Here is a 20,442-nt window from a genome sequence, read left to right as displayed (position 1 = left end):
GTGCGATAATCCGTGACGTGAAAATTTATAAAAACATATCCCAACAGCGTTACCTTTGGCTTAATAAGGCACTGCAAAGCAATGCATATGAGGCATGGTTAATTGATAATGGTTCGTTAACGCTACGACTCCAAAAACGGTATGCTCGATTTTCAGTACAGCCAGTCGCATTAAAATTCGCAAAACCCATTCAAGATGAGGTGGCTTTATTACACTTACCAGTGCATAAAACTGCTTTGATACGAGAGGTGTTGCTCATGGGGAATAATCAGCCCGTGGTATTTGCCCATAGCGTATTGCCACGAACTTCGCTGCGAGGCGCATGGAATGGGCTTGGCAGATTAGGTAATAAGCCGCTTGGGGCAACATTATTTGCTAACCCTAAAGTGAAGCGTACGCCGTTAAGCTACAAAAAATTAACGCCTAACCATGCACTTTACAAACATGCAGCACAACACTTAACGCAGAAACCAAGCTACCTGTGGGCTAGACGTTCTATTTTCAGTTTGAATTGCGCTAACATTATGGTCACAGAGGTATTTTTACCGCAATTGCTGGTGATATAAGCTTAATGACGATAATACAAAAAATGATCCATAAATTAGATGTCTATGAACGGTTAATGCGTTTAGATAAGCCTATCGGCATTTTATTGCTGTTGTGGCCAACACTTTGGGCGTTGCTCATTGCGGGTAACGGCAAACCAGATTGGATAATCGTGCTGATATTTGTGACAGGTACGGTGCTCATGCGCAGCGCAGGTTGTGTGATGAACGATATTGCGGATAGGCGATATGACGGCTTGGTCGAGCGTACGCAACACCGACCTTTAGTTAACAATGAAATCAGTAAAAAAGAAGCTTATATGCTGGCGGCTGCTTTAAGTCTAGTGGCATTTGGTTTGGTATGTACACTCAATATATTGACGATTAAATTATCTGTAATAGCCTTGTTATTAGCTGCGAGTTACCCTTTTACCAAGCGTTTTTTAGCGATTCCACAAGCGTATCTAGGCATTGCTTTTGGTATGGGCATTCCCATGGCCTTTGCCGCCATCTTGGGCCATATTCCGCCAATAGCCTGGATGTTATTATTGGCCAATGTGTTTTGGGCGATTGCCTACGACACTGAATATGCAATGGTTGACCGTGAGGATGATCTGAAAATCGGCATCAAATCGTCGGCGATTACATTCGGTAAATTTGATGTAATGGCAGTGATGGCTTGCTATGGATTAACGTTACTCTTGTTAGCTGTAGCAGGAGTTTGGCTAGCGATGGGTTATGCTTATTTTGTAGGTTTGGTCATTGCCGCAGTTATTGCGATATATCATTATTTTTTGATAAGAGTGCGTGAAAAAGCTAGGTGTTTTAAAGCTTTTTTACACAACAACTGGTTTGGGTTTGCAGTATTCGCTGGCTTTGCGACACATTATCTATTTTTGGAATTTGGCATAGTGTAAATTTCCTGTAAAAATTACCGATTACTTATCTTAGCCTTATCACTATTCTTGTTTGGGGTTTATTTCAGGTAAATCCCACTCAATTTCGTTTGATTCCGGTGCTTTTTGATTACTTGATTTTGCTTTTGTTTTATTCTTGGACTTGTCTTTTGGAAGACTGTCTTTAGGAATGGCTTCAATAGATATATTTTCATTTGGAAAATCCAGTGAAAACTCTAACTCAATATTTTTATCAGTAGCTTTTTTGGTTGTTGCATATTCAACTTTTTCAACAGGAATGGTGAAATCTATTTCCTGCACTTTAAACGAATCATCACTTTGAACTGCTTTGTTATGTTGGATATTGTAAAGCTCTGAAACAGTATCTACAGTAGAAAACTCGTCGTCATTCGGTAGCATATTGACTTCATAAGATGATTCATCTGGATAAGGCTCAGTTTCTATGTTAAAGCTGCCAGTATCAAACTTGGCTTTCTCAGCCAAAGGTTGGTTGGTAGCAGCTATAGCATTTGGCACCTTGCTATCAAAAGCAAGCTCACTAGGCACTTTTTCAGGAGAATTTTTTACTTCATTAAGTTCAATATCAGTAAATAAGGCGTCATTAAAAGTGGCGTTATCTAAAGATGGATTTGGTACGGCAACACGATCTGGGCTGGTTTTATATGTAGAAGGGTTTGAGTAATCTAAATGAGTTGCAATATTCTTTAAGAAAAATAAATCCTCAAAGGCTCCCTGATTAAGACCTTCTCTAGGCTGTGAGCGTTTGTTATTAATTAAATCATTGATAAACCCAACGGCGTAAGGTGAGCCCCAAACACCCTCTAAGCGAGTAATGATATGTGGGTAATCCTCAATCGATGAATCATCTTTTTCAGTAGTGCCTCCATATTTAGCTGCCTTGATATTGAAGTGTTTATTACATTCAAGTACAGCTTCATCGTATTCAGCTTCAGAAGCCTCTTTGGATAAAAGATTAATCAGTTTCAGCCAAATAGCTGGCGATTCAGAGGGGGAGTCAAGCAAATGATTTTGCAGTAACTGAATTGCCAAGGCAGGCCGACCATGCTCAATAAACACATCCGCATCATCAATTACACTGCCGTGATCTTCTTTTTCTTGCGTAATGGACTCTTTGTTGGAAAAGCTCGAACTTTGGCTCGATGTCACGCTATAGCTGGATTCAGACAATGGCGATGCTCCATCACCGCTGGATTCAAGTGAATTTTTTGAATTACTTGAAAATAGTTTGGTGTCATTGGACATAGAAGCTGGCTCTTCTGCATCAAACCTTTTTGCGTCAAACCAAGGATCAGAGTTATTTTCCTGTTTGTTTGAAAGCTTGCGGCGTAACAGTTCTGCTGTTGCTAGAGCCAGAATAATGCCTAATGCAATTTTGAGCATTAAGAGCCAGTCGGTTTTTGCATTTTTAGCTTTTGTTTTTTCAGCATCCAAAACTAACTGTGCATTACGTGTTTGTAAAGAGGTAATTTGTTTTTCCAAATGCGCCAAACGGTTGGCCATTACAGTCACTTCATCCATGGCGTCAGTAGTTGTTTGAGGTGCAATCGTGGCTTCAGACCTTGAGAAGTCGATTTCAGTGGCTAAGCGTAGCGATAAGTTTGGTTTGTTGCCGTGTTCATTTGAATTTGCGGCGCCCCCAGAAATAATAAGAAAAGGCCTGTCGGCTAGGGTTTTAATAGCCTTATTATCACTGGGTATGCTGGATGGGTTTGAACCGTTAGTATTTTGTTTACCCGTGTAAGATTCTGATAATTTCTCATCAATGTCAGTAGCAATGCTGGAGATTTTCTTTTTAGTGCGCTTTTTGACTACGACTTTTTCAGGTGTAATTTGATTTTCTTCTTGAGCCTGATATTGCGCGCTGGCTGATGGGTTTGCTTGCCCCTTAGTTTTATTTACAGCATTGTTGGTTAGAGTCGTGCCCGAAGCCGCTTCAATAATTTCAGGCTTTTCAACACTAATGAGCGGCGCTGGATCGAGCAATAAAACATATTCACGGTTTAAATTTGTCTCACAATGAAATGAGACATTTAAATTAATGATCGGCTCAGTAACCACATCATAAGTTGTGATGGTAAGCTGGTGATTTCCATTGACGGGTTTTAGTGAAATTTTAGCTTTTTTAAATGCAGGAACATCGCTCGTATCTGCTGCTGTAAAGCAGCTTGGCTCGGACATTGAATCAAGCTCGGTGACATTTACTGTAGCAAAAAACTTTTCACCTAAATGGGATTTAAGTTGTATGTCCCCAAATCCTAAGGCTAGGCTCAGGTTTGCGTAAAGCAGTAATGATAAAAGCGTGAAAAATCTCAATTTAATTTTTGTTCCATAAAGTAAGCGCTGCTAAAATTAAATCTGATTATAAATAACGACTTTACATAACAAACTTAATTAATATTTTAATATCCTAGCATAACTGACGTAAAACTATATAATAATGGCGTCTCGTACACCCGTAAGGGTTACAATTGCTGATGTAAAATGGCAGGGTAATCTACGGGAAATGAAGTTTTATGGATTTAATGCCATTAAGCATGAAGCTGGTTATTTAAGTTTTTGCTAAATTTCATACATATGCTGAACATATTGTTTGACAAAGTACTAGGCTTCAGCATAAAATCCGCCTCTTAATTTTTTTAGCTCACAGTATTGGTAACACGATGAAAACCTTTTCAGCAAAATCACATGAAGTGAAGCGTGACTGGTTTGTGGTTGATGCCACAGACCTAGTGCTAGGCCGTTTAGCTAGCGCAGTTGCACACCGTTTACGCGGTAAACATAAAACTATTTATACACCTCACGTTGACACAGGTGATTATATCGTCGTAATTAACGCCGACAAATTAAAAGTGACAGGTAATAAAGCTGACGGTAAGCTTTACCATAGCCACTCTGGTTATCCAGGTGGTATCAGCACAACAACTTTTTCTAAAATGCAAGATCGTTTCCCAGGTCGTGCTTTAGAAAAAGCAGTAAAGGGTATGTTGCCTAAAGGTCCTTTAGGTTATGCAATGATTAAAAAAATGAAAGTTTATGCTGGCGACAAGCATGAGCATGCGGCACAACAACCGCAAACATTGAAAATCTAAGGATATACAAAGATGATCGGTAAATATAATTATGGTACAGGCCGCCGCAAGAGTTCAGTAGCGCGCGTGTTTATGAAGGTTGGTAAAGGTAATATCGTTGTTAACGACAAGCCAGTTGATGAGTATTTTTCACGTGTAACTGCACGTATGATTTTACGTCAACCACTTGAACTGACTAATAACCTTGCTAGCTTTGACATCATGGTCAATGTAATTGGTGGTGGTGAGTCAGGTCAAGCGGGTGCTGTGCGTCATGGCATTACACGTGCTTTGATTGACTTTGATGCAAACTTGAAAAGCGCATTGTCGCAAGCTGGTTTTGTAACACGTGATGCTCGTGAAGTAGAGCGTAAAAAAGTTGGCTTCCGCAAAGCGCGTCGTCGTAAACAGTTCTCTAAACGCTAGACTTTCAAAGAGTTTTGGGCGGTTGAAGTTCAAAAAGGTCGCTTATGCGGCCTTTTTTATTTTGCGGTGGCAGTGAATACGATATGATAAGTTTTGTTTTGCTATGTTTGTTATGATAGTGCAATGAGTAAGAATATGACGGATAAAAAATTAAAAGTAGGTATTGTGGGCGGCACTGGATATACGGGTGTAGAACTGTTGCGTCTATTGAGCATTCACCCAAATGTTACGTTGACAGCAATTACTTCGCGCGGCGAAGCTGGTTTGCCTGTAGCAGACATGTTCCCAAGTCTGCGTGGTTATGTGGATTTGGCTTTTAGTGATCCAGCCAAATCAAATCTGAGTGATTGTGATGTAGTGTTTTTCGCAACACCGCATGGGGTCGCCATGAGCCAAGCACAAACTTTGCTAGATGCCAATGTAAAAATCATTGATTTAGCTGCAGACTTTCGTTTGCAAGATAAAGCTGTATTTGAAAAATGGTACAAAATGGCGCATAGCTGCCCAGAAGTTTTGAGTAAAGCCGTTTATGGCCTTCCAGAACTTTATCGTAAGCAAATTAAGTCAGCGCAAGTGATAGGTAACCCTGGCTGCTACCCAACAACAGTGCTGCTAGGTTTAGCGCCTTTATTAGAGCAAGGATTGATTGATTTTTCAGCGCCGATAGTCGCAGATTCTAAGTCTGGTGTTTCAGGTGCGGGTAGAAAAGCTGAAGTGGCAACGCTGTTTGCAGAGTCTAGTGACAACATGAAAGCTTATGGGGTGAGCGGGCATCGCCATCATCCAGAAATTCATGCGCAACTTACACAACTTGCAGGTAATAATCAAGCAGATGCAGATGTGCAGTTTATTTTTGTTCCACATTTAATACCGATGATTCGTGGTATGTTGTCTACTATTTACGTTAAGCTTTCTGAAAAAGCAAAGACTATAGATTTGCAAGCTTTGTTTGAGCAGCGCTATCAGCACGAACGTTTTGTTGATGTTCTGCCAGCAGGGACTTTACCTGAAACACGTTCAGTTAGGGGCTCCAATCAAATTCGTATTGCATTGCATAAACAAGCAGAAACAGGCTATTTAACGTTGGTGGTCGTGCAAGATAATCTGGTGAAAGGTGCGGCTGGGCAAGCGGTTCAAAACATGAATATTATGTTTAGTTTGGCTGAAAACACAGGTTTAGAAGTTGTGCCGCTTCTACCATAAAGCTGAGCAATCCCAATAAATGAAGCCAGTTAGAAGAAAAATTCGCAAGCATTTCGGCTTAACTGCAAAACAAGTGTCAGTTCGCTCACAGCGCCCATGGTATTTTCAGTGGGCAATTGCAGCCTTGTTTGTAGGAATAGGTTACTCTGCTGCATATTGGCAGTTTACTGGCGGTGAAAATTTAGCTGAGAAGTTAAAGCAGGCTATATTTGAGAATCAAGGTTTACAAACCAAGCTTATTCAAGTCGACCAACAGATTAAAATTGAGCAAGCCTCACAAAAAAATCTTAATGAGGAATTAAAGCTCGTGCATGATGAAAATTTTAAACTTAAAGAAGACTTATTGTTCTATAAAAACATGGTTGGAAACAAAAAGTAAGCTAATTAAGTAATGCTGCATGAAAAATATCAAGCACAGCAATCAAGATTGGAATCATAATGTTTTTTAAAAGAAGTAATAAAATTCAAAATACCATAGATACGCTTATTGGCGCAGAAACGCGTATAGAAGGCGATGTTCACTTTTCAGGAGGGTTGCGTGTTGACGGTGCGATTCGCGGCAATGTGAGTGAACCAAATGCAAGTCCAAGCACACTAATACTCAGCGAACATGGAAGGATAGAGGGGGCGGTGAGCGCATCTAAAATTGTGATTAATGGAAAAGTAGTCGGCACGGTGAAGGCAGGGCAATTTATCGAATTGCAATCCAAGGCGCGTATCACAGGTGACGTTTACTATAAATCGTTAGAAATGCACACTGGAGCGGTGATTGAAGGCAAGTTGGTTTTTTTAGGCGATAACCCGCAAGCGTTAGATGAAGGTAGCGATTAGGCGCAAGGCTAAACTTTGATTGACCTTGCTACATTGCCGTAGCATAATGATTTTATTGAGAAATTTAGGAGTACATGATGAATGCTGTAACTGAGATACAAAATACTGATTTAGATAACATGCCTGCACCGTTGATTTTTACCGACAATGCGGCAAAAAAGGTGAAAGAGCTCATCGAAGAAGAGGGCTCACCAGATCTTAAACTTCGCGTCTTCGTAAGTGGCGGCGGTTGTTCGGGTTTTCAATACGGTTTCACTTTTGAAGAAGAAGTAAACGAAGATGATACGCAAGTGCAAAAAGACACTGTAACTTTATTGATTGACCCTATGAGTTTGCAATACTTGATGGGCGCTGAGATTGACTATCAAGATAGCCTGCAAGGCTCACAATTTGTAATACGAAACCCACAGGCGACTACAACTTGTGGCTGCGGTTCGTCTTTCTCAGTTTAAAATTTTGCTGAATCTTGACATCAGGTCTATAATGCGTGGCCAGTGAAAAAGCTATTTTTAATCGTCATGATGTTTTTGTTGCCCTATCAATACGCATGGGCAATGGTAGCCAATTATGATTTACATCATGTTAAAGATACTCAATCGTATTTTGGGCATCACGAACATCAGGCTGATGCTGTAAAAAGTCAGATAAGTGAGGTAAATAGCGCCAGCAAAACTGATGGCGATACCCAAACCAGCAAGAATCATGTGCATTACGGTTTTTGTCATATGCCATGTGGCGAGTTGCTAAATCAGACTCTGCCAGCATTTGAGCCGATAGGTAGCCATTTTTCAAGTCGTTATTTATTCAATTATCACTCCCCGCCTGCCAGTGCGTTAGAACGCCCTAATTGGATTGCTCCCGTTTAATTCGGCGAGCTGTCATCAGGTAATTCAAAAATTACACATTAAAGGCTCGCCGATTTTTCTATTTTTAGGAGAATGGGATGAGCATGACAAAATTTTTACTATTAGCAGTATTGAGCACCGCTTTAAGTGGCCAGCTGGCATACGCCGTAGAAAACATTACTTTAGATGAGGCCACGGCCCTTGCTTTACGGGCAAATCCTGATATTGCGGTTGTTTTGCGCGGACGCGAAATTGAAAGCGCGCAAGTACTACAAGCGGCTTCGCGCCCCAACCCAACCTTGTCTGGACAGGTTGAAGATTTACGCAGTCAGAACCGCATTGCAACCATTGCCATTAGCCAGCAGCTAGAAACGGCGGGCAAACGCGATAAGCGCATGGCAGTAGCTGATGCTAACTTAGCCATTGCAGATGCCGAAATTGGCATTGCACAAGCTGAAACCAGCGCTAAGGCGTACGCAGTTTTTTACCAAGTATTGGCGGCGCAACAAGCGCAAACATTGGCACAAGAGCTGCTGCAAATAGCCACACAATCAAAAGAGACCACCTCCAAGCGTGTACTTGCTGGCAAGGTGTCACCAGTTGAAGAAACGAAAGCCAAAGTTGCTGAGGCTGGCTTAAAAATTGACCTAGCCAACGCCAATCAACAATTGGCCACTGCTAAACAGCGTTTAGCCAGTTTATGGGCTAAAGGTAACAGCCAGACTGACTATATTGCGGTTGGTGAACTGGAAAAGCTTAGTAGCATACCTACGTTAAGTGATTTAATGGCACAACTGCCAGACTCTCCCCGCCTTAAAAAAGCATCCCTCGCGATTATGCAAAAACAAACCTTAAGTGCCATTGAGCAATCAAAGAAAACGCCTGATGTGACAGTGAGCTTAGGCGCAAGACGCAATGAAGAGTTAGGTGGCATCACGCAAGCGGTGATTGGTTTATCAATCCCCATTCCTGTGTTTGACAATAACCAAGGTAATTTACAAGGTGCCAGGGCGCGCGAATTTCAATCCATAGACGAAAAAGCCGCGCTACAAAACCAATTGCAGACTGAATTAGCTGGTGCGTATGCGCGCAGGCAATTGCAAGTTGAAGCTGGCAGCATGTATCAACAAGATATTTTGCAAGGTGCGCAAAGCGCCTATGAAGCCGCGCGTAAAGGTTTTGAGTTTGGAAAATTCAGCTTTTTAGAAGTGTTAGATGCTCAGCGCACGCTTTTTCAAGCCAAAACACAATTTATTCAAACGCTAGCATTGGCGCGCCAGGCCGAGGCCGATATTCAAAGCATATTAGGCGCGCCCTACAAAATTGAATCAGTTAAGAAGGAATTACCATGAAATTAAACAAACAAATGTGGTTGCTTATTGCCATTTTATTAGTAGGCGCGGTTTTTGCGGGCTTAATTTTAAAAACGGATAAGCCTGCTATGGATGAACATGGGTACGGCGAGCGTGCTGAAGAACCTGCCATGGAGTCACCACCAAAACATGGTGAGGCTGAGCATAATCATGAAAAAGACCATGACCACCCAGCAATGGTCACTGAAAGCATTAAAGGGCCACATGGTGGCAAGTTGTTTAGCGATGGTGATTACGCTGTGGAAGTGACGATTTTTGAGCAAAACCAGCCACCACAATTTAGGCTATACACCTATTTAAAAGGCAAGCCTTTACCACCTAAAGCATCTGTCATTAGCTTAAAAATATCGCGTTTAGGTCGCGATGTGCAGCTGCTTGCTTTTACGCCAGAGAATGATTACTTAACTTCAAAAGTAATCGTTGAAGAGCCGCACTCATTTAAGGTCGCCATTGCGTCGATGCATGCTGGTAAAACATATGAATTTAATTATGACCAAGTAGAGGCAAGAGTAAGCCTAACGAATGAGCAGCTCAAACATAATGCGATTGAAATTTTAACTGCCGCACCTGCTAATATTCAAAACAATTTACGCTTATTGGGCGAAATTAAGTTAAACGCCGATAAAGCCGTGCAGGTATTGCCGCGCTTGAGTGGCATAGTAGAAAGTGTGACGGCAAATGTGGGGGATAGTGTAAAAAAAGGCCAAACTTTGGCGATAATATCTAGCCCCGTTGTGGCAGAAAGTCGTGGTGATTTATACGCTGTGCAACAACGCTTGAGTTTAGCCAAAATCACATTGGCGCGCGAAGAAAATTTGTGGCGAGAAAAAATATCGGCTGAGCAAGATTATTTAGAGGCTAAAAATAATGCAAGACTTGCCGAAATTGAATTGTCGCGGCAGCAACAAAAGCTGGCTAGTATGGGTATTAGTGCCAGCGGTAGCGGCACACGCTATGCGCTCACCGCGCCGATTAGTGGTGTGATTACGCGCAAAAATATCGCAACCGGCCAAGTGTTAGAGCTGTCACAAATGTTGTATGAAGTGGCCGATTTAAGCACAGTATGGGCAGAAATGAATATTCCCATCAAAGATTTAGGCTTGGTCAAAACGGGCCAAAAAGTCACTGTGCGTGCGGCCGCGTTTGAGCAAGCTGAAGCGGGAACGATTACTTATATTGCACCGCTGGTGGCGGAGCAAAGCCGTACTGCAACTGCGCGCGTGGTGCTGGCTAATGCCAAGCAAAATTGGTTGGTCGGGCTACCCGTCAATATTGATTTAGTGGCAGATGAAGTCACCGTGCCTTTGGCGGTGTCGCTAGAGGCAATACAAAGCTTGCAATATGGTAACGTCGTATTTGGGCGATATGGCGACTCTTTTGAAGCAAGACCAGTCGAGCTGGGGCGTCGAGATAGCAAATATGTGGAAGTGTTATCAGGCTTAAATGTGGGTGAACAGTACGCCGCAGGCAATAGTTTTGTGGTGAAAGCCGAGCTTGGAAAGGCAGGAGCTAGCCATGACCATTAAGCCCGCAAATATTCAATCAGAGTCTAGTGATGTAAACCCACATAACGCAAAAGGCTTTTTCGAGAAGTTGATCGCATTCGCCATTGAACAACGTTGGATGGTGATGCTTATTAGCTTGGGTGTGGCAATCATGGGTATTGTTAGCTATCAGCATCTGCCAATTGATGCCGTGCCTGATATTACCAATGTGCAAGTGCAAATCAACTCGGCGGCACCTGGTTACTCACCATTAGAAACCGAGCAGCGTATTACTTACCCAGTTGAGACGGCCATGGCTGGGCTGCCTAATTTAGAAGAAACGCGCTCAATTTCGCGTTATGGTTTATCGCAAGTAACAGTGGTATTTAAAGAAGGTACCGATATTTACTTTGCGCGCCAATTAGTAGCCGAGCGTATCGCGCAGGTAAAAGAAAAGTTGCCGGCAGGCATTAGTGCTGCAATGGGGCCGACCGCCACGGGCTTGGGTGAAATTGTGATGTGGACGGTATCAGCTAATCCTGGCGCACTTAAGCCAGATGGCACACCTTATACCGCGATGGATTTACGTGAGGTGCAAGACTGGGTGATTAAACCGCAGTTGCGAAATGTGCCAGGGGTGACAGAAATTAACACCGTTGGCGGTTACAGCAAGCAATATCAAATTGCACCCAATTTAGAGGCTTTGGTCAATTACGGGCTAACGCTCACCGATATTTTAAATGCCTTGGAAAAAAACACCAATAACCAAGGTGCAGGATATATTGAAAAATCGGGCGAGCAGTATTTAATTCGCGTGCCAGGTCAAATAACTGTCAATAGTACGAATCAAACGATAGCCTTGGATGCGCTGAATAACATTGTGCTGGAAACTCGAAACGGCACGCCCATTCGCGTTCAAGACGTGGCGAGTGCATCTATAGGCAGCGATTTGCGAACCGGCGCTGCCACCATGAATGGTGAAGAGGTGGTGCTAGGCACAGTATTTATGTTAATGGGTGAAAATAGCCGCACGGTATCGCAAGCCGTAGCAGCAAGGCTTGCTGAAGTGAATAAAACACTACCTGCAGGCATTACGGCTAATATCGTTTATGACCGTACTATTTTGATTGATAAAGCCATTAGTACGGTTAAAAAAAATCTGCTTGAAGGTGCGTTATTGGTGATTGCCGTATTGTTTGTGTTTTTGGGCAATATACGTGCCGCCATTATTACCATGTGCGTGATACCACTTGCCATGCTGATGACTTTTACAGGGATGGTGGGCAATAAAGTCAGTGCCAATTTAATGAGTTTGGGCGCACTGGATTTCGGTATCATTATTGATGGTGCGGTGGTGATTGTAGAAAATGCCATGCGACGCCTTGCGCATACGCAAGGCATATTAGGGCGTAATTTAACGCGTCAAGAAAGATTCACGGAAGTGTTCTCAGCGGCGCGCGAAGCACGGCGACCGCTTATTTATGGTCAACTGATTATTATGGCGGTATATTTGCCTATTTTTGCACTTACAGGAGTTGAGGGCAAAATGTTTCACCCGATGGCGTTTACGGTGGTGATTGCGCTTATTGCAGCCATGATTATTTCAGTGACGTTTATCCCTGCCGCCATTGCACTTTTTGTGACTGGTCGTGTGCAAGAAAAAGAAAACAAAGTGATGCAAATGGCAAAAAAAATCTATACGCCCGTATTGGATTGGACGCTAATCAATAAAGCGGTAGTGCTGGTACTTGCTGTAACAATAGTGGTGCTAAGTGGTTTACTGCTTACGCGCATGGGTAGTGAGTTTGTACCTAGTTTAGATGAAGGTGATATTACCTTACATGCGTTACGCATTCCTGGCACCAGCTTAAGCCAAGCCGTGGTGATGCAGCAAGAGCTTGAAAAAACCATTAAAACTTTTCCGCAAGTTGATAAAGTGTATGCCAAACTTGGTACGGCAGAAATCGCCACCGACCCAATGCCACCTAGCGTGGCAGATACCTACTTAATTTTAAAACCCAGAAACGAATGGCCAGACCCCAGTTTAAGTAAAAATGCGTTAATCGCCCAAATGCAAGCTGCGGTGGCTAAAGTGCCAGGCAATAATTATGAATTCACGCAGCCGATACAAATGCGTTTTAACGAGCTGATTTCGGGTGTACGCAGTGATGTGGCGGTAAAAGTGTTTGGTGACGATTTAGCACAAATGACTGAAACCGCCGAAGCCATTGCTAATGTTTTGGAAAAAACCGCAAGCAGTGCCGATGTTAAAGTAGAGCAAACCACGGGCTTGCCGATTTTAACCGTGAATATAGACCGTGAAAAAATTGCACGTTTGGGCGTGAATATGGCTGATATTCAAGAGGCAGTGAGCATTGCCATGAACGGCGCGCACGCAGGTGCCGTGTATGATGGTGACAGGCGTTTTGATATTGTGGTGCGGCTAGATGAAGCGCAGCGTAAGGACACCACCATGCTAGAGCGACTGCCGATTAAGCTAAACATTAACAATGCCGTCACCTACATGCGCTTGGGCGAACTGGCCAGCCTGGATGTGGCACAAGGCGCAAACCAGTTTAGCCGTGCCAATGGTAAGCGTAATGTAGTGGTAACCGCCAATGTGCGCGAGCGTGATATAGGCACGTTTGTGGCAGAGGCGAAAAGCAATATCGCACAGAGCGTAACAATACCAGCAGGTAATTGGCTGGAATGGGGCGGCACATTTAAGCAATTGCAATCAGCCGCCAACCGTTTGCAAATCGTTATTCCATTAACTTTAATCATTGTTTTTATGCTGCTTTACGCAGTGTTTGGTAACTTTAAAGATGGTCTAATCGTGTTTAGCGGCATCCCGTTTGCGCTCACGGGTGGCGTGACTGCACTATGGCTCACGGGCATTCCACTTTCAATCTCGGCAGGTGTAGGGTTTATCGCATTATCTGGCGTGGCGGTACTTAATGGTTTGGTGATGATTACTTTTATCAACAATTTAGGCGCAGAAGGCAAAGCTGTAAACGAAGCGGTGCGTGAAGGCGCGCTTGCCAGGTTACGCCCTATTTTGATGACAGCATTGGTGGCCTCTTTTGGCTTTATCCCCATGGCAATTGCCACAGGTGTGGGGGCAGAAGTACAGCGGCCACTGGCAACAGTGGTGATTGGCGGCATATTATCATCCACCTTGCTCACTTTATTAGTGTTACCTTTGTTGTACACGATGGTGCATAGAGAGCACTCAAAAATCAGTGTATAAAACTAAAAATACTTTTTAAAAGGCTATATTCAATTGAAGAATTTTATTTATTTGCTACTTATTTTTATATTGGTCAGTTGCAGTATTGAAAAATACCCAGCAATCCCTAAAGGTGCTACGGTGGTTATTTTGGGTGATAGTTTAAGTTACGGCACGGGTGCAAGCGAAGGAGAGGATTATCCAAATTTATTAGCCAAAACCACAGGCTGGCAAATTATCAATGCGGGCATTCCAGGCAATACTTCGGCAGATGGGCTAGAGCAGCTACCCCGCTTGCTAACAGCGCACCGACCGAAACTGCTTGTAGTGGCGCTGGGCGGCAATGATTTTTTGCAACGTTTGCCCAGCAGTGAAACAACAGCTAATTTAAAGGCCATTTTAGAACAAGCCAAAACGCAAGGCATCACCGCTGTTTTAGTGGCAGTGCCAGAATTAAGCCCACTAAAAGCCGCCGTAGGCAGCTTGTCTGACCACCCGCTGTATAAAAAAATAGCCGAAGAAACCGCTACGCCTTTGGTTAAAAATGTGTTTTCTGAAGTGCTTTCAGACAATAGCTTAAAAGCCGACCAAGTACACCCAAACGCTAGCGGTTATGGTGTGGTGAGCGGGCAAATGTTTGAGGCTTTAAAAAAGTTGGGATTTGCGGGTTAAAACTCTCGAAAACTTACGAGTGAAAAACATTGTCCTGTAATGCCGAGCGGTTTACTGGGCAACGCCGTAGAATCAAGAAAATGTGAGGTGGGTACCACGCACTTTAATTTTTCTTAAAAACTAGGTTCTTTTAACAATCGGCACAAATTCACGCCTAGTTTCACCAGTATAAAGCTGTCTTGGCCTGCCAATTTTATGTCCAGAGTCAGCGTTCATCTCGCTCCATTGCGCTATCCAGCCTGCGGTGCGGGCCAGGGCGAAGATTGCGGTAAACATGCTATTTGGAATGCCCATTGCACGCATGACAATGCCGCTGTAGAAATCGACATTGGGGTACAGTTGACGTGAAACAAAATATTCATCTTCAAGCGCAATTTTTTCTAGCGCCATGGCCAGTTTAAACATGGGGTCATCATTTAAGCCTAGTTCATTGAGCACCTCATGACAGGTTTTGCGCATAATGGCGGCGCGGGGATCCATGTTGCGATAGACTCGGTGACCAAAACCCATGAGGCGGAAGGTGTCGGTTTTGTCTTTAGCGCGTTTAATAAATTCGCCTATGCGTGAAATGTCACCGATTTCTTCTAACATTTTAAGTGTGGCTTCGTTGGCACCACCATGTGCTGGTCCCCAAAGTGAGGCAATACCAGCGGCGATACAGGCAAACGGGTTCGCACCACTAGAGCCTGCAAGCCTTACTGTAGAAGTCGAGGCATTTTGTTCGTGATCTGCATGCAATATCAGAATTCGGTCAAATGCCTTGGCTAATACGGGGTTAGGTACATACTGTTCACAAGGAGTAGCAAACATCATATGCATAAAATTTTCAGCATAGTTTAAATGATTTGCTGGATACATAAATGGCTGGCCAATATTGTATTTGTAGCTCCATGCTGCAATGGTCGGTACCTTAGCCAGCAATTGATGTGCCGTGATTTCACGGCTTTGAGCGTCGTGTATATCGCCTTTTGTATGATAGAAGGCGGACATGGAGCCAACTACACCAACCATAACAGCCATTGGGTGCGCATCACGTCTGAATCCTCTGAATATATTAGAGAGCTGATCATGTAGCATAGTGTGACTGGTGATTGTACGAGTGAATTCTTGTTTTTGTGTGGCATTAGGCAGCTCACCGTTGATTAGCAGGTGTGAAACTTCCATAAAATCACAATGTTCAGCTAACTGCTCAATCGGATATCCACGGTAATAAAGTAGGCCTTTTTCACCATCAATAAAAGTGATGTTAGAGTTGCAGGCTGCAGTAGACATAAAACCGGGATCATAAGTGAATATGCCATGTTTGCTTAAGTTACGTATATCAATTACATCGTTACCAAGACTGCCAGAGAGTATTGGTAATTCAATTGGTGCGGCGCCATTATCAAAAGTAATCGTAGCTTTAGTAGGTTTGTTCGTCATGATTCTATTTTACGTATAAATTAATTAAGTATGATTATACTTTAATGATGCTTTTAAATACGCATTCAAACATACTCATGGTTTGCATTATATTAAGTCAGATGTAAGTTAATTTTGGTAGATAGCACCCAGAATTCGTGCACCTTTTGCGCCAGTGACTTCTGGTAAATTTGCAGTTTTTTGATTGAGGCAGCGGTTAGCTAACCAAGCAAATGCAATAGCTTCAAGCCAGTCTGTTCCTATCCCCAGCTCGTCAGTTGTAGAGACTTTTGTATTTCCAAGCATTTGTTGCAAATCATTTTTAAGTAAGGAGTTACGTGCGCCACCGCCACATAAGTAGACCTCGTTTTGTATAGCGTCAATAGACTGACTGTAATTATGACAATCCCGTACAAGCGCATTGTAGATCGTGAGTGCCGACAAATAAACTAAAGTGCGAGCTACATCTTGCGGAAGATAGTGAGTGTTTAATAGTTTTTGGGCAAGCCATGCATCGTTAAATAAATCGCGCCCCGTGCTTTTAGGGGGCGGGAGTGAAAAGTAAGGCTCTTTGAGCATAGTGTCTAACAAGGGCTTAATTATCTGTCCTGTACCAGCCCATGCGCCGTCCGCATCGTAATCAAGGTTCTTATGCTGTTTAATCCATGAATCTAGAAGCATATTACCAGGCCCAGAGTCAAAGCCTGTTACTGTCCCGGAACTTGCTAGATAAGTGATATTGGCAATACCACCTATATTAATGATTGCACGATTAGCCTGATTGCTACTAAAAACCGCTTGGTGAAAAGCGGGCACCAAAGGGGCGCCTTGTCCGCCTGCAGCAATATCTCGACTTCTGAAATCCGAGACTACCGTAATGCCCGTGAGTTCACTCAGTAAAGCAGCGTTGCCAATTTGCAGGGTAAAACCTATGCCGTCAGCGAAGCCGGGTTTATGTCTGATGGTTTGCCCATGGCAACCAATCGCTGTAATTTCATTCGGGGATAATTGAGCGATGCCTAGTAATTGATTAACAGCATCTGCATACAACCGCGCTAGTGTATTGCCCGTAAGCGCTGTAATCTCTAGTTCATTATCTGTAGGATGCTGTAACGCAATGATTTGTGCACGTATATCTGATGGGTAAGCTAGAAAATGTGTGTGCAAGACATGGAGTTGTTGCGCATTCTCTAATTCAGCTGTATTAAACTCAACAAGCGCAACGTCCACACCATCAAGGCTGGTACCAGACATCAGTCCGATGAATAGCTCGCCAGCCATGATATTTACAGTGTAAAAGTTTGATTTATTCTAAAGCAGCTATATTACTGTTGCCGAGCAATTTAATTTGCGCAGTCAATTGATTGCTTATAGTGTCAAAGGCTACTTTTTCCTGCCCAGTAATAGGGAAGGTTTTAGGCAAAGCTACAGTCATAGGGTCTCTATGCTCGCCATTGACTAAAAACTCATAATGTAAATGCGGCCCCGTCGACATTCCAGTAGTTCCGACAAAGCCAATAACATCACCTTGCGCGACCTTATTGCCTTTACTTAACCCTGTAGCAAAGCGCGACAAATGGCCATATACGGTACTTACGCCATTATCGTGCTTAAGCACAATAACATTGCCATATCCACCTTTAGTGCCAACAAAATCAACCTTAGCATCTCCTGAAGCTTTTACTCCAGTTCCAGTTGGCGCGGCAAAGTCTGTACCTTTGTGAGCTTTCAAACGCTGTAATATCGGATGAAAACGCCCAGAGCTAAAGCTGGAGCTAATACGTGTAAACTCTAATGGGGAACGTAAGAATGATTTACGCAGGCTTTTGCCGTCTGGTGTGTAGTACTGCATTTTACCTGAGTCGTCTCGGTAACCAATGGCTTGGTAGGTTTTGCCATTATTAACAAACTCTGCTGCTAGCACGTCACCTGTTTTTAGAAGTTCGCCTTGGTCATAACTACCTTCGTAAATTACGCTTAAATGGTCGCCACGGCGCAAATCTGTATTAAAGTCGATTTCACTTTCAAACATTGTTGCTATTTGTATCGCGATATAGTCGGGAATGTTAGCCGCATCAGTTGCGCCAAACAATGAACTTTTGATTTCTGCAGATTTTAATATAGGGCGCATTTCAAAATTTTGTGCAACTTTGCTAGCTTCATATCCAGTAACAGTTTGCTTTATAGAAATAAATTGGTCACTATTTAATTGATATTTAAGCGATATTAAGTTGCCTTCATTGTCAGTTTGAGCTTCAATGCTGCGGCTAGGTCTTAACGAGCTGGCAATTTCACTTGCTACGTTATCGCTACGTATAAAATTAATCGCATCGCGATTATGAATATTTAAGCGAGATAAAACGGTGTTTAAAGTATCATCACGACGCACATGTTCTTTGTACCAAAAGCTCTGCCCTGCGATATCTGCAGTAGCGCTGGTGATATTAGGTAAGGCGATTTCTTCTATGACTGCGGCAGTAGGAATATTGCCAATTATAGTTTGTGGAGCAAGACCAAAGGCCGCGTAGATGCCAAACAAAGGTAAGCTGGAAATCGCTAAAATCCAGCGCAATTTAAGCTTGCGTTCAGCTTTATGAGCGATTTGCGCTAAAATAGAAGCTTGCTCAGATGCGGGCAATAGATTCTCTTTAGCAAAATAATTAAATGGTGCGTTATGTTGATTAGACTCGTTAATATCCACGGGCTGACCTCTATAAAGTTTAATACGGTTGTGGATAATAACAGAAAACCCAATTAGAACAAGTAAATGAACTGTAAATATATACTGTTTTCAGTAATGATTAAGGACATAAAGAAGTGAAAATAGATGACGTCAATATCAATCAACAGCTCGCAATTATCAAGCGTGGAGCAGAAGAGCTTTTAATTGAAGCTGAGTTGGTAGAAAAACTCAAGCTAAGCGCTAAGTCTGGACAGCCACTCAGAATTAAAGCAGGATTTGATCCTACAGCCCCAGATTTGCACTTGGGCCACACTGTACTCATTAACAAGCTACGTCAATTTCAAGAGCTGGGTCATCACGTATTATTTTTGATTGGTGATTTTACTGGCATGATTGGCGACCCAACTGGTAAAAGTGCCACACGTCCTCCACTCACGGCTGAGCAAGTACAAGAGAACGCTAAATCTTATGCTGCGCAAGTATTCAAGATTCTTAACCCAGAACAAACAGAAGTAGTGTTTAATTCTAAATGGCTTACCGAGTTAGGTGCGGCTGGCATGCTAAAGCTCGCCGCCAGTCATACTGTTGCACGTATGCTGGAGCGGGATGATTTTACTAAGAGATATAAGTCAAATCAGCCGATTGCCATACATGAATTTTTATATCCCTTATTGCAAGGATATGATTCAGTTGCGTTAAAAGCGGATGTAGAGCTGGGCGGCACGGACCAGAAATTTAACTTGCTTATGGGACGTGAGTTACAAAAGCAAGCGGGCATGCCGCAACAATGCGTGCTGACCATGCCGTTACTTGAAGGTTTGGACGGCGTTAATAAAATGTCTAAATCTCTTGGCAACTATATAGGCATCGCCGAAGCGCCAGAAGTTATCTTTGCCAAAATAATGTCAATTTCTGACGAGTTAATGTGGCGGTATATTGAATTGCTTTCATATGAGTCACTAGAAACTATCGCTCGATGGAAGTCTGAAGTAGTAGCGGGCAGTAATCCTCGCGATATTAAAGTGGGATTTGCTCAAGAAATCGTAACGCGCTTTCATAATCCAGCGGATGCAGAAAAGGCATTAGCAGACTTTCAAACACGATCAAAAGGCGGTATCCCGAAAGATGTGCCTGAAATTAGCATCAATATAGAAGGTGAAAGTATTGGTATTGCGCAATTGCTCAAACTGGCGGGTTTAGTGGAAAGTTCCTCTGAAGCATATAGGGCAATTGATCAGGGTGGTGTAAAGCTAGATAGCGAAAAGATCAGTGATAGAAACTTACAGCTGAATAAAGGCGTCATTGTAATTGCTCAAGTGGGTAAGCGTAAGTTCGCAAATGTAACAATTTTGTAACACTGCAGTTTTGGGCTTGACCTAATCGCCATCCTCTGTAAAATGCGCGCCTTCGCTAACGAAACAAGTTAAGTGAAAAGCTGTAAAACATATCAAATATATGTTGCTTTAAAACGAAGTTAATAATAATTGATACTTTTAGTAAATTACAGTTGACGGAATTTAAAAGCCCTGTAGAATGCGCGCCTTCGCTAACAAAACATCGTAGCGAGGTAGCAAAATAAAGTAATAAAATGTGTGGCAAAAAATACGCTCAATAATAAATACGAAACATTTCAAATTTATGATTGACGAGGCTTAAAAGCTCTGTATAATGCGCACCTCGTTAACGCAAAGCGTTGACGAGAAGTTGAAAAAAACATATTTTCGACACAGCTCTTTAACAATTT

General features: G+C 42.7%; 18 protein-coding genes. 14 read left to right on the top strand and 4 right to left on the bottom strand.

All coding sequences use genetic code 11. The annotated features are described in order from the left end of the window. Nucleotides 1-17: 17 nt before the first annotated feature. On the top strand, nucleotides 18-566 hold the full coding sequence (locus Q8J82_RS12210) for a chorismate lyase (RefSeq protein ID WP_304890705.1): 549 nt from the start codon (nucleotides 18-20) through the stop codon (nucleotides 564-566). Nucleotides 567-589: 23 nt separating this feature from the next. Next, nucleotides 590-1,462 (top strand): 4-hydroxybenzoate octaprenyltransferase, encoded by an 873-nt coding sequence (gene ubiA / locus Q8J82_RS12205; protein WP_304890704.1) that lies wholly within the window; start codon nucleotides 590-592, stop codon nucleotides 1,460-1,462. 42 nt (nucleotides 1,463-1,504) lie between these two features. Here the strand turns inward: ubiA and Q8J82_RS12200 are convergent, their stop codons facing one another. After that, the gene (locus Q8J82_RS12200) at nucleotides 1,505-3,661 is read right to left on the bottom strand and encodes a hypothetical protein (protein WP_305328400.1); all 2,157 of its coding nucleotides are present in this window, start codon (nucleotides 3,659-3,661) and stop codon (nucleotides 1,505-1,507) included. Nucleotides 3,662-4,143: 482 nt separating this feature from the next. On the opposite strand from Q8J82_RS12200, the gene rplM reads away from it, so the two are divergent. The 11 genes from rplM (at nucleotide 4,144) to Q8J82_RS12145 (ending at nucleotide 14,614) form a co-directional block, all read left to right on the top strand. After that, nucleotides 4,144-4,572, top strand: a complete 429-nt coding sequence (gene rplM / locus Q8J82_RS12195) for a 50S ribosomal protein L13 (RefSeq protein ID WP_304890702.1) — start codon at nucleotides 4,144-4,146, stop codon at nucleotides 4,570-4,572. A gap of 12 nt (nucleotides 4,573-4,584) precedes the next feature. Further along, nucleotides 4,585-4,977, top strand: coding sequence for a 30S ribosomal protein S9 (gene rpsI / locus Q8J82_RS12190; protein ID WP_304890701.1), 393 nt, complete (start codon nucleotides 4,585-4,587; stop codon nucleotides 4,975-4,977). Between the two features lie 135 nt (nucleotides 4,978-5,112). Then, nucleotides 5,113-6,180 carry an N-acetyl-gamma-glutamyl-phosphate reductase gene (gene argC, locus Q8J82_RS12185; protein ID WP_304908813.1) on the top strand — a complete coding sequence of 356 codons (1,068 nt, stop codon included), beginning with the start codon at nucleotides 5,113-5,115 and terminating at the stop codon, nucleotides 6,178-6,180. Nucleotides 6,181-6,199: 19 nt separating this feature from the next. Further along, the gene (locus Q8J82_RS12180) at nucleotides 6,200-6,559 is read left to right on the top strand and encodes a hypothetical protein (protein WP_304892362.1); all 360 of its coding nucleotides are present in this window, start codon (nucleotides 6,200-6,202) and stop codon (nucleotides 6,557-6,559) included. Nucleotides 6,560-6,618: 59 nt separating this feature from the next. After that, a complete protein-coding gene (locus Q8J82_RS12175) occupies nucleotides 6,619-7,011 on the top strand; it encodes a polymer-forming cytoskeletal protein (protein WP_304892363.1) in 393 nt (130 codons plus the stop codon). Between the two features lie 77 nt (nucleotides 7,012-7,088). After that, nucleotides 7,089-7,463 (top strand): iron-sulfur cluster insertion protein ErpA, encoded by a 375-nt coding sequence (erpA, locus tag Q8J82_RS12170; protein ID WP_304892364.1) that lies wholly within the window; start codon nucleotides 7,089-7,091, stop codon nucleotides 7,461-7,463. A 42-nt stretch (nucleotides 7,464-7,505) separates the two neighbouring features. Then, entirely contained in the window at nucleotides 7,506-7,877 is a 372-nt protein-coding gene (locus Q8J82_RS12165; protein ID WP_304892365.1) for a hypothetical protein, read from the top strand. Between the two features lie 83 nt (nucleotides 7,878-7,960). After that, nucleotides 7,961-9,208 carry a TolC family protein gene (locus tag Q8J82_RS12160; RefSeq protein WP_305328399.1) on the top strand — a complete coding sequence of 416 codons (1,248 nt, stop codon included), beginning with the start codon at nucleotides 7,961-7,963 and terminating at the stop codon, nucleotides 9,206-9,208. Next, the gene (locus tag Q8J82_RS12155; RefSeq protein WP_305328398.1) at nucleotides 9,205-10,755 is read left to right on the top strand and encodes an efflux RND transporter periplasmic adaptor subunit; all 1,551 of its coding nucleotides are present in this window, start codon (nucleotides 9,205-9,207) and stop codon (nucleotides 10,753-10,755) included. Before Q8J82_RS12160 ends, Q8J82_RS12155 begins: the two co-directional genes overlap by 4 nt. Next, nucleotides 10,745-13,963 carry an efflux RND transporter permease subunit gene (locus tag Q8J82_RS12150; RefSeq protein WP_305328397.1) on the top strand — a complete coding sequence of 1,073 codons (3,219 nt, stop codon included), beginning with the start codon at nucleotides 10,745-10,747 and terminating at the stop codon, nucleotides 13,961-13,963. The genes Q8J82_RS12155 and Q8J82_RS12150 overlap by 11 nt, the downstream gene beginning before the upstream one ends. Nucleotides 13,964-13,996: 33 nt before the next feature. Then, a complete protein-coding gene (locus tag Q8J82_RS12145; RefSeq protein WP_305326232.1) occupies nucleotides 13,997-14,614 on the top strand; it encodes a GDSL-type esterase/lipase family protein in 618 nt (205 codons plus the stop codon). Between the two features lie 120 nt (nucleotides 14,615-14,734). Here Q8J82_RS12145 and gltA read toward each other — a convergent pair whose 3' ends face one another. From gltA to Q8J82_RS12130, 3 genes are all read right to left on the bottom strand, one after another. After that, nucleotides 14,735-16,036 carry a citrate synthase gene (gene gltA / locus Q8J82_RS12140; RefSeq protein ID WP_304891711.1) on the bottom strand — a complete coding sequence of 434 codons (1,302 nt, stop codon included), beginning with the start codon at nucleotides 16,034-16,036 and terminating at the stop codon, nucleotides 14,735-14,737. Nucleotides 16,037-16,144: 108 nt separating this feature from the next. Next, nucleotides 16,145-17,296, bottom strand: a complete 1,152-nt coding sequence (locus Q8J82_RS12135; RefSeq protein WP_305328396.1) for an anhydro-N-acetylmuramic acid kinase — start codon at nucleotides 17,294-17,296, stop codon at nucleotides 16,145-16,147. A gap of 25 nt (nucleotides 17,297-17,321) precedes the next feature. Further along, on the bottom strand, nucleotides 17,322-18,716 hold the full coding sequence (locus tag Q8J82_RS12130) for a peptidoglycan DD-metalloendopeptidase family protein (RefSeq protein ID WP_305326230.1): 1,395 nt from the start codon (nucleotides 18,714-18,716) through the stop codon (nucleotides 17,322-17,324). Between the two features lie 116 nt (nucleotides 18,717-18,832). On the opposite strand from Q8J82_RS12130, the gene tyrS reads away from it, so the two are divergent. Next, a complete protein-coding gene (tyrS, locus tag Q8J82_RS12125) occupies nucleotides 18,833-20,053 on the top strand; it encodes a tyrosine--tRNA ligase (RefSeq protein ID WP_305328395.1) in 1,221 nt (406 codons plus the stop codon). Nucleotides 20,054-20,442: the final 389 nt, after the last annotated feature.

The organism is Methylotenera sp. (assembly GCF_030684185.1).
In the GTDB taxonomy this organism is placed as follows: Bacteria; Pseudomonadota; Gammaproteobacteria; order Burkholderiales; family Methylophilaceae; genus Methylotenera.
Note: the sequence above shows the minus strand (reverse complement) of the source record. Positions and strands in the feature narration are given on the sequence as shown.

Excerpts from the sequence above, each read along its gene's own strand:
- gltA (WP_304891711.1), bottom strand. The coding sequence starts at position 16,036 with ATGACGAACAAACCTACTAAAGCTACGATTACTTTTGATAATGGCGCC.
- erpA (WP_304892364.1), top strand. The coding sequence starts at position 7,089 with ATGAATGCTGTAACTGAGATACAAAATACTGATTTAGATAACATGCCT.
- Q8J82_RS12180 (WP_304892362.1), top strand. The coding sequence starts at position 6,200 with ATGAAGCCAGTTAGAAGAAAAATTCGCAAGCATTTCGGCTTAACTGCA.
- argC (WP_304908813.1), top strand. The coding sequence starts at position 5,113 with ATGACGGATAAAAAATTAAAAGTAGGTATTGTGGGCGGCACTGGATAT.
- ubiA (WP_304890704.1), top strand. The coding sequence starts at position 590 with ATGATCCATAAATTAGATGTCTATGAACGGTTAATGCGTTTAGATAAG.
- rpsI (WP_304890701.1), top strand. The coding sequence starts at position 4,585 with ATGATCGGTAAATATAATTATGGTACAGGCCGCCGCAAGAGTTCAGTA.
- Q8J82_RS12175 (WP_304892363.1), top strand. The coding sequence starts at position 6,619 with ATGTTTTTTAAAAGAAGTAATAAAATTCAAAATACCATAGATACGCTT.
- Q8J82_RS12150 (WP_305328397.1), top strand. The coding sequence starts at position 10,745 with ATGACCATTAAGCCCGCAAATATTCAATCAGAGTCTAGTGATGTAAAC.
- Q8J82_RS12160 (WP_305328399.1), top strand. The coding sequence starts at position 7,961 with ATGACAAAATTTTTACTATTAGCAGTATTGAGCACCGCTTTAAGTGGC.
- Q8J82_RS12135 (WP_305328396.1), bottom strand. The coding sequence starts at position 17,296 with ATGGCTGGCGAGCTATTCATCGGACTGATGTCTGGTACCAGCCTTGAT.
- Q8J82_RS12155 (WP_305328398.1), top strand. The coding sequence starts at position 9,205 with ATGAAATTAAACAAACAAATGTGGTTGCTTATTGCCATTTTATTAGTA.
- rplM (WP_304890702.1), top strand. The coding sequence starts at position 4,144 with ATGAAAACCTTTTCAGCAAAATCACATGAAGTGAAGCGTGACTGGTTT.
- Q8J82_RS12200 (WP_305328400.1), bottom strand. The coding sequence starts at position 3,661 with ATGTCCGAGCCAAGCTGCTTTACAGCAGCAGATACGAGCGATGTTCCT.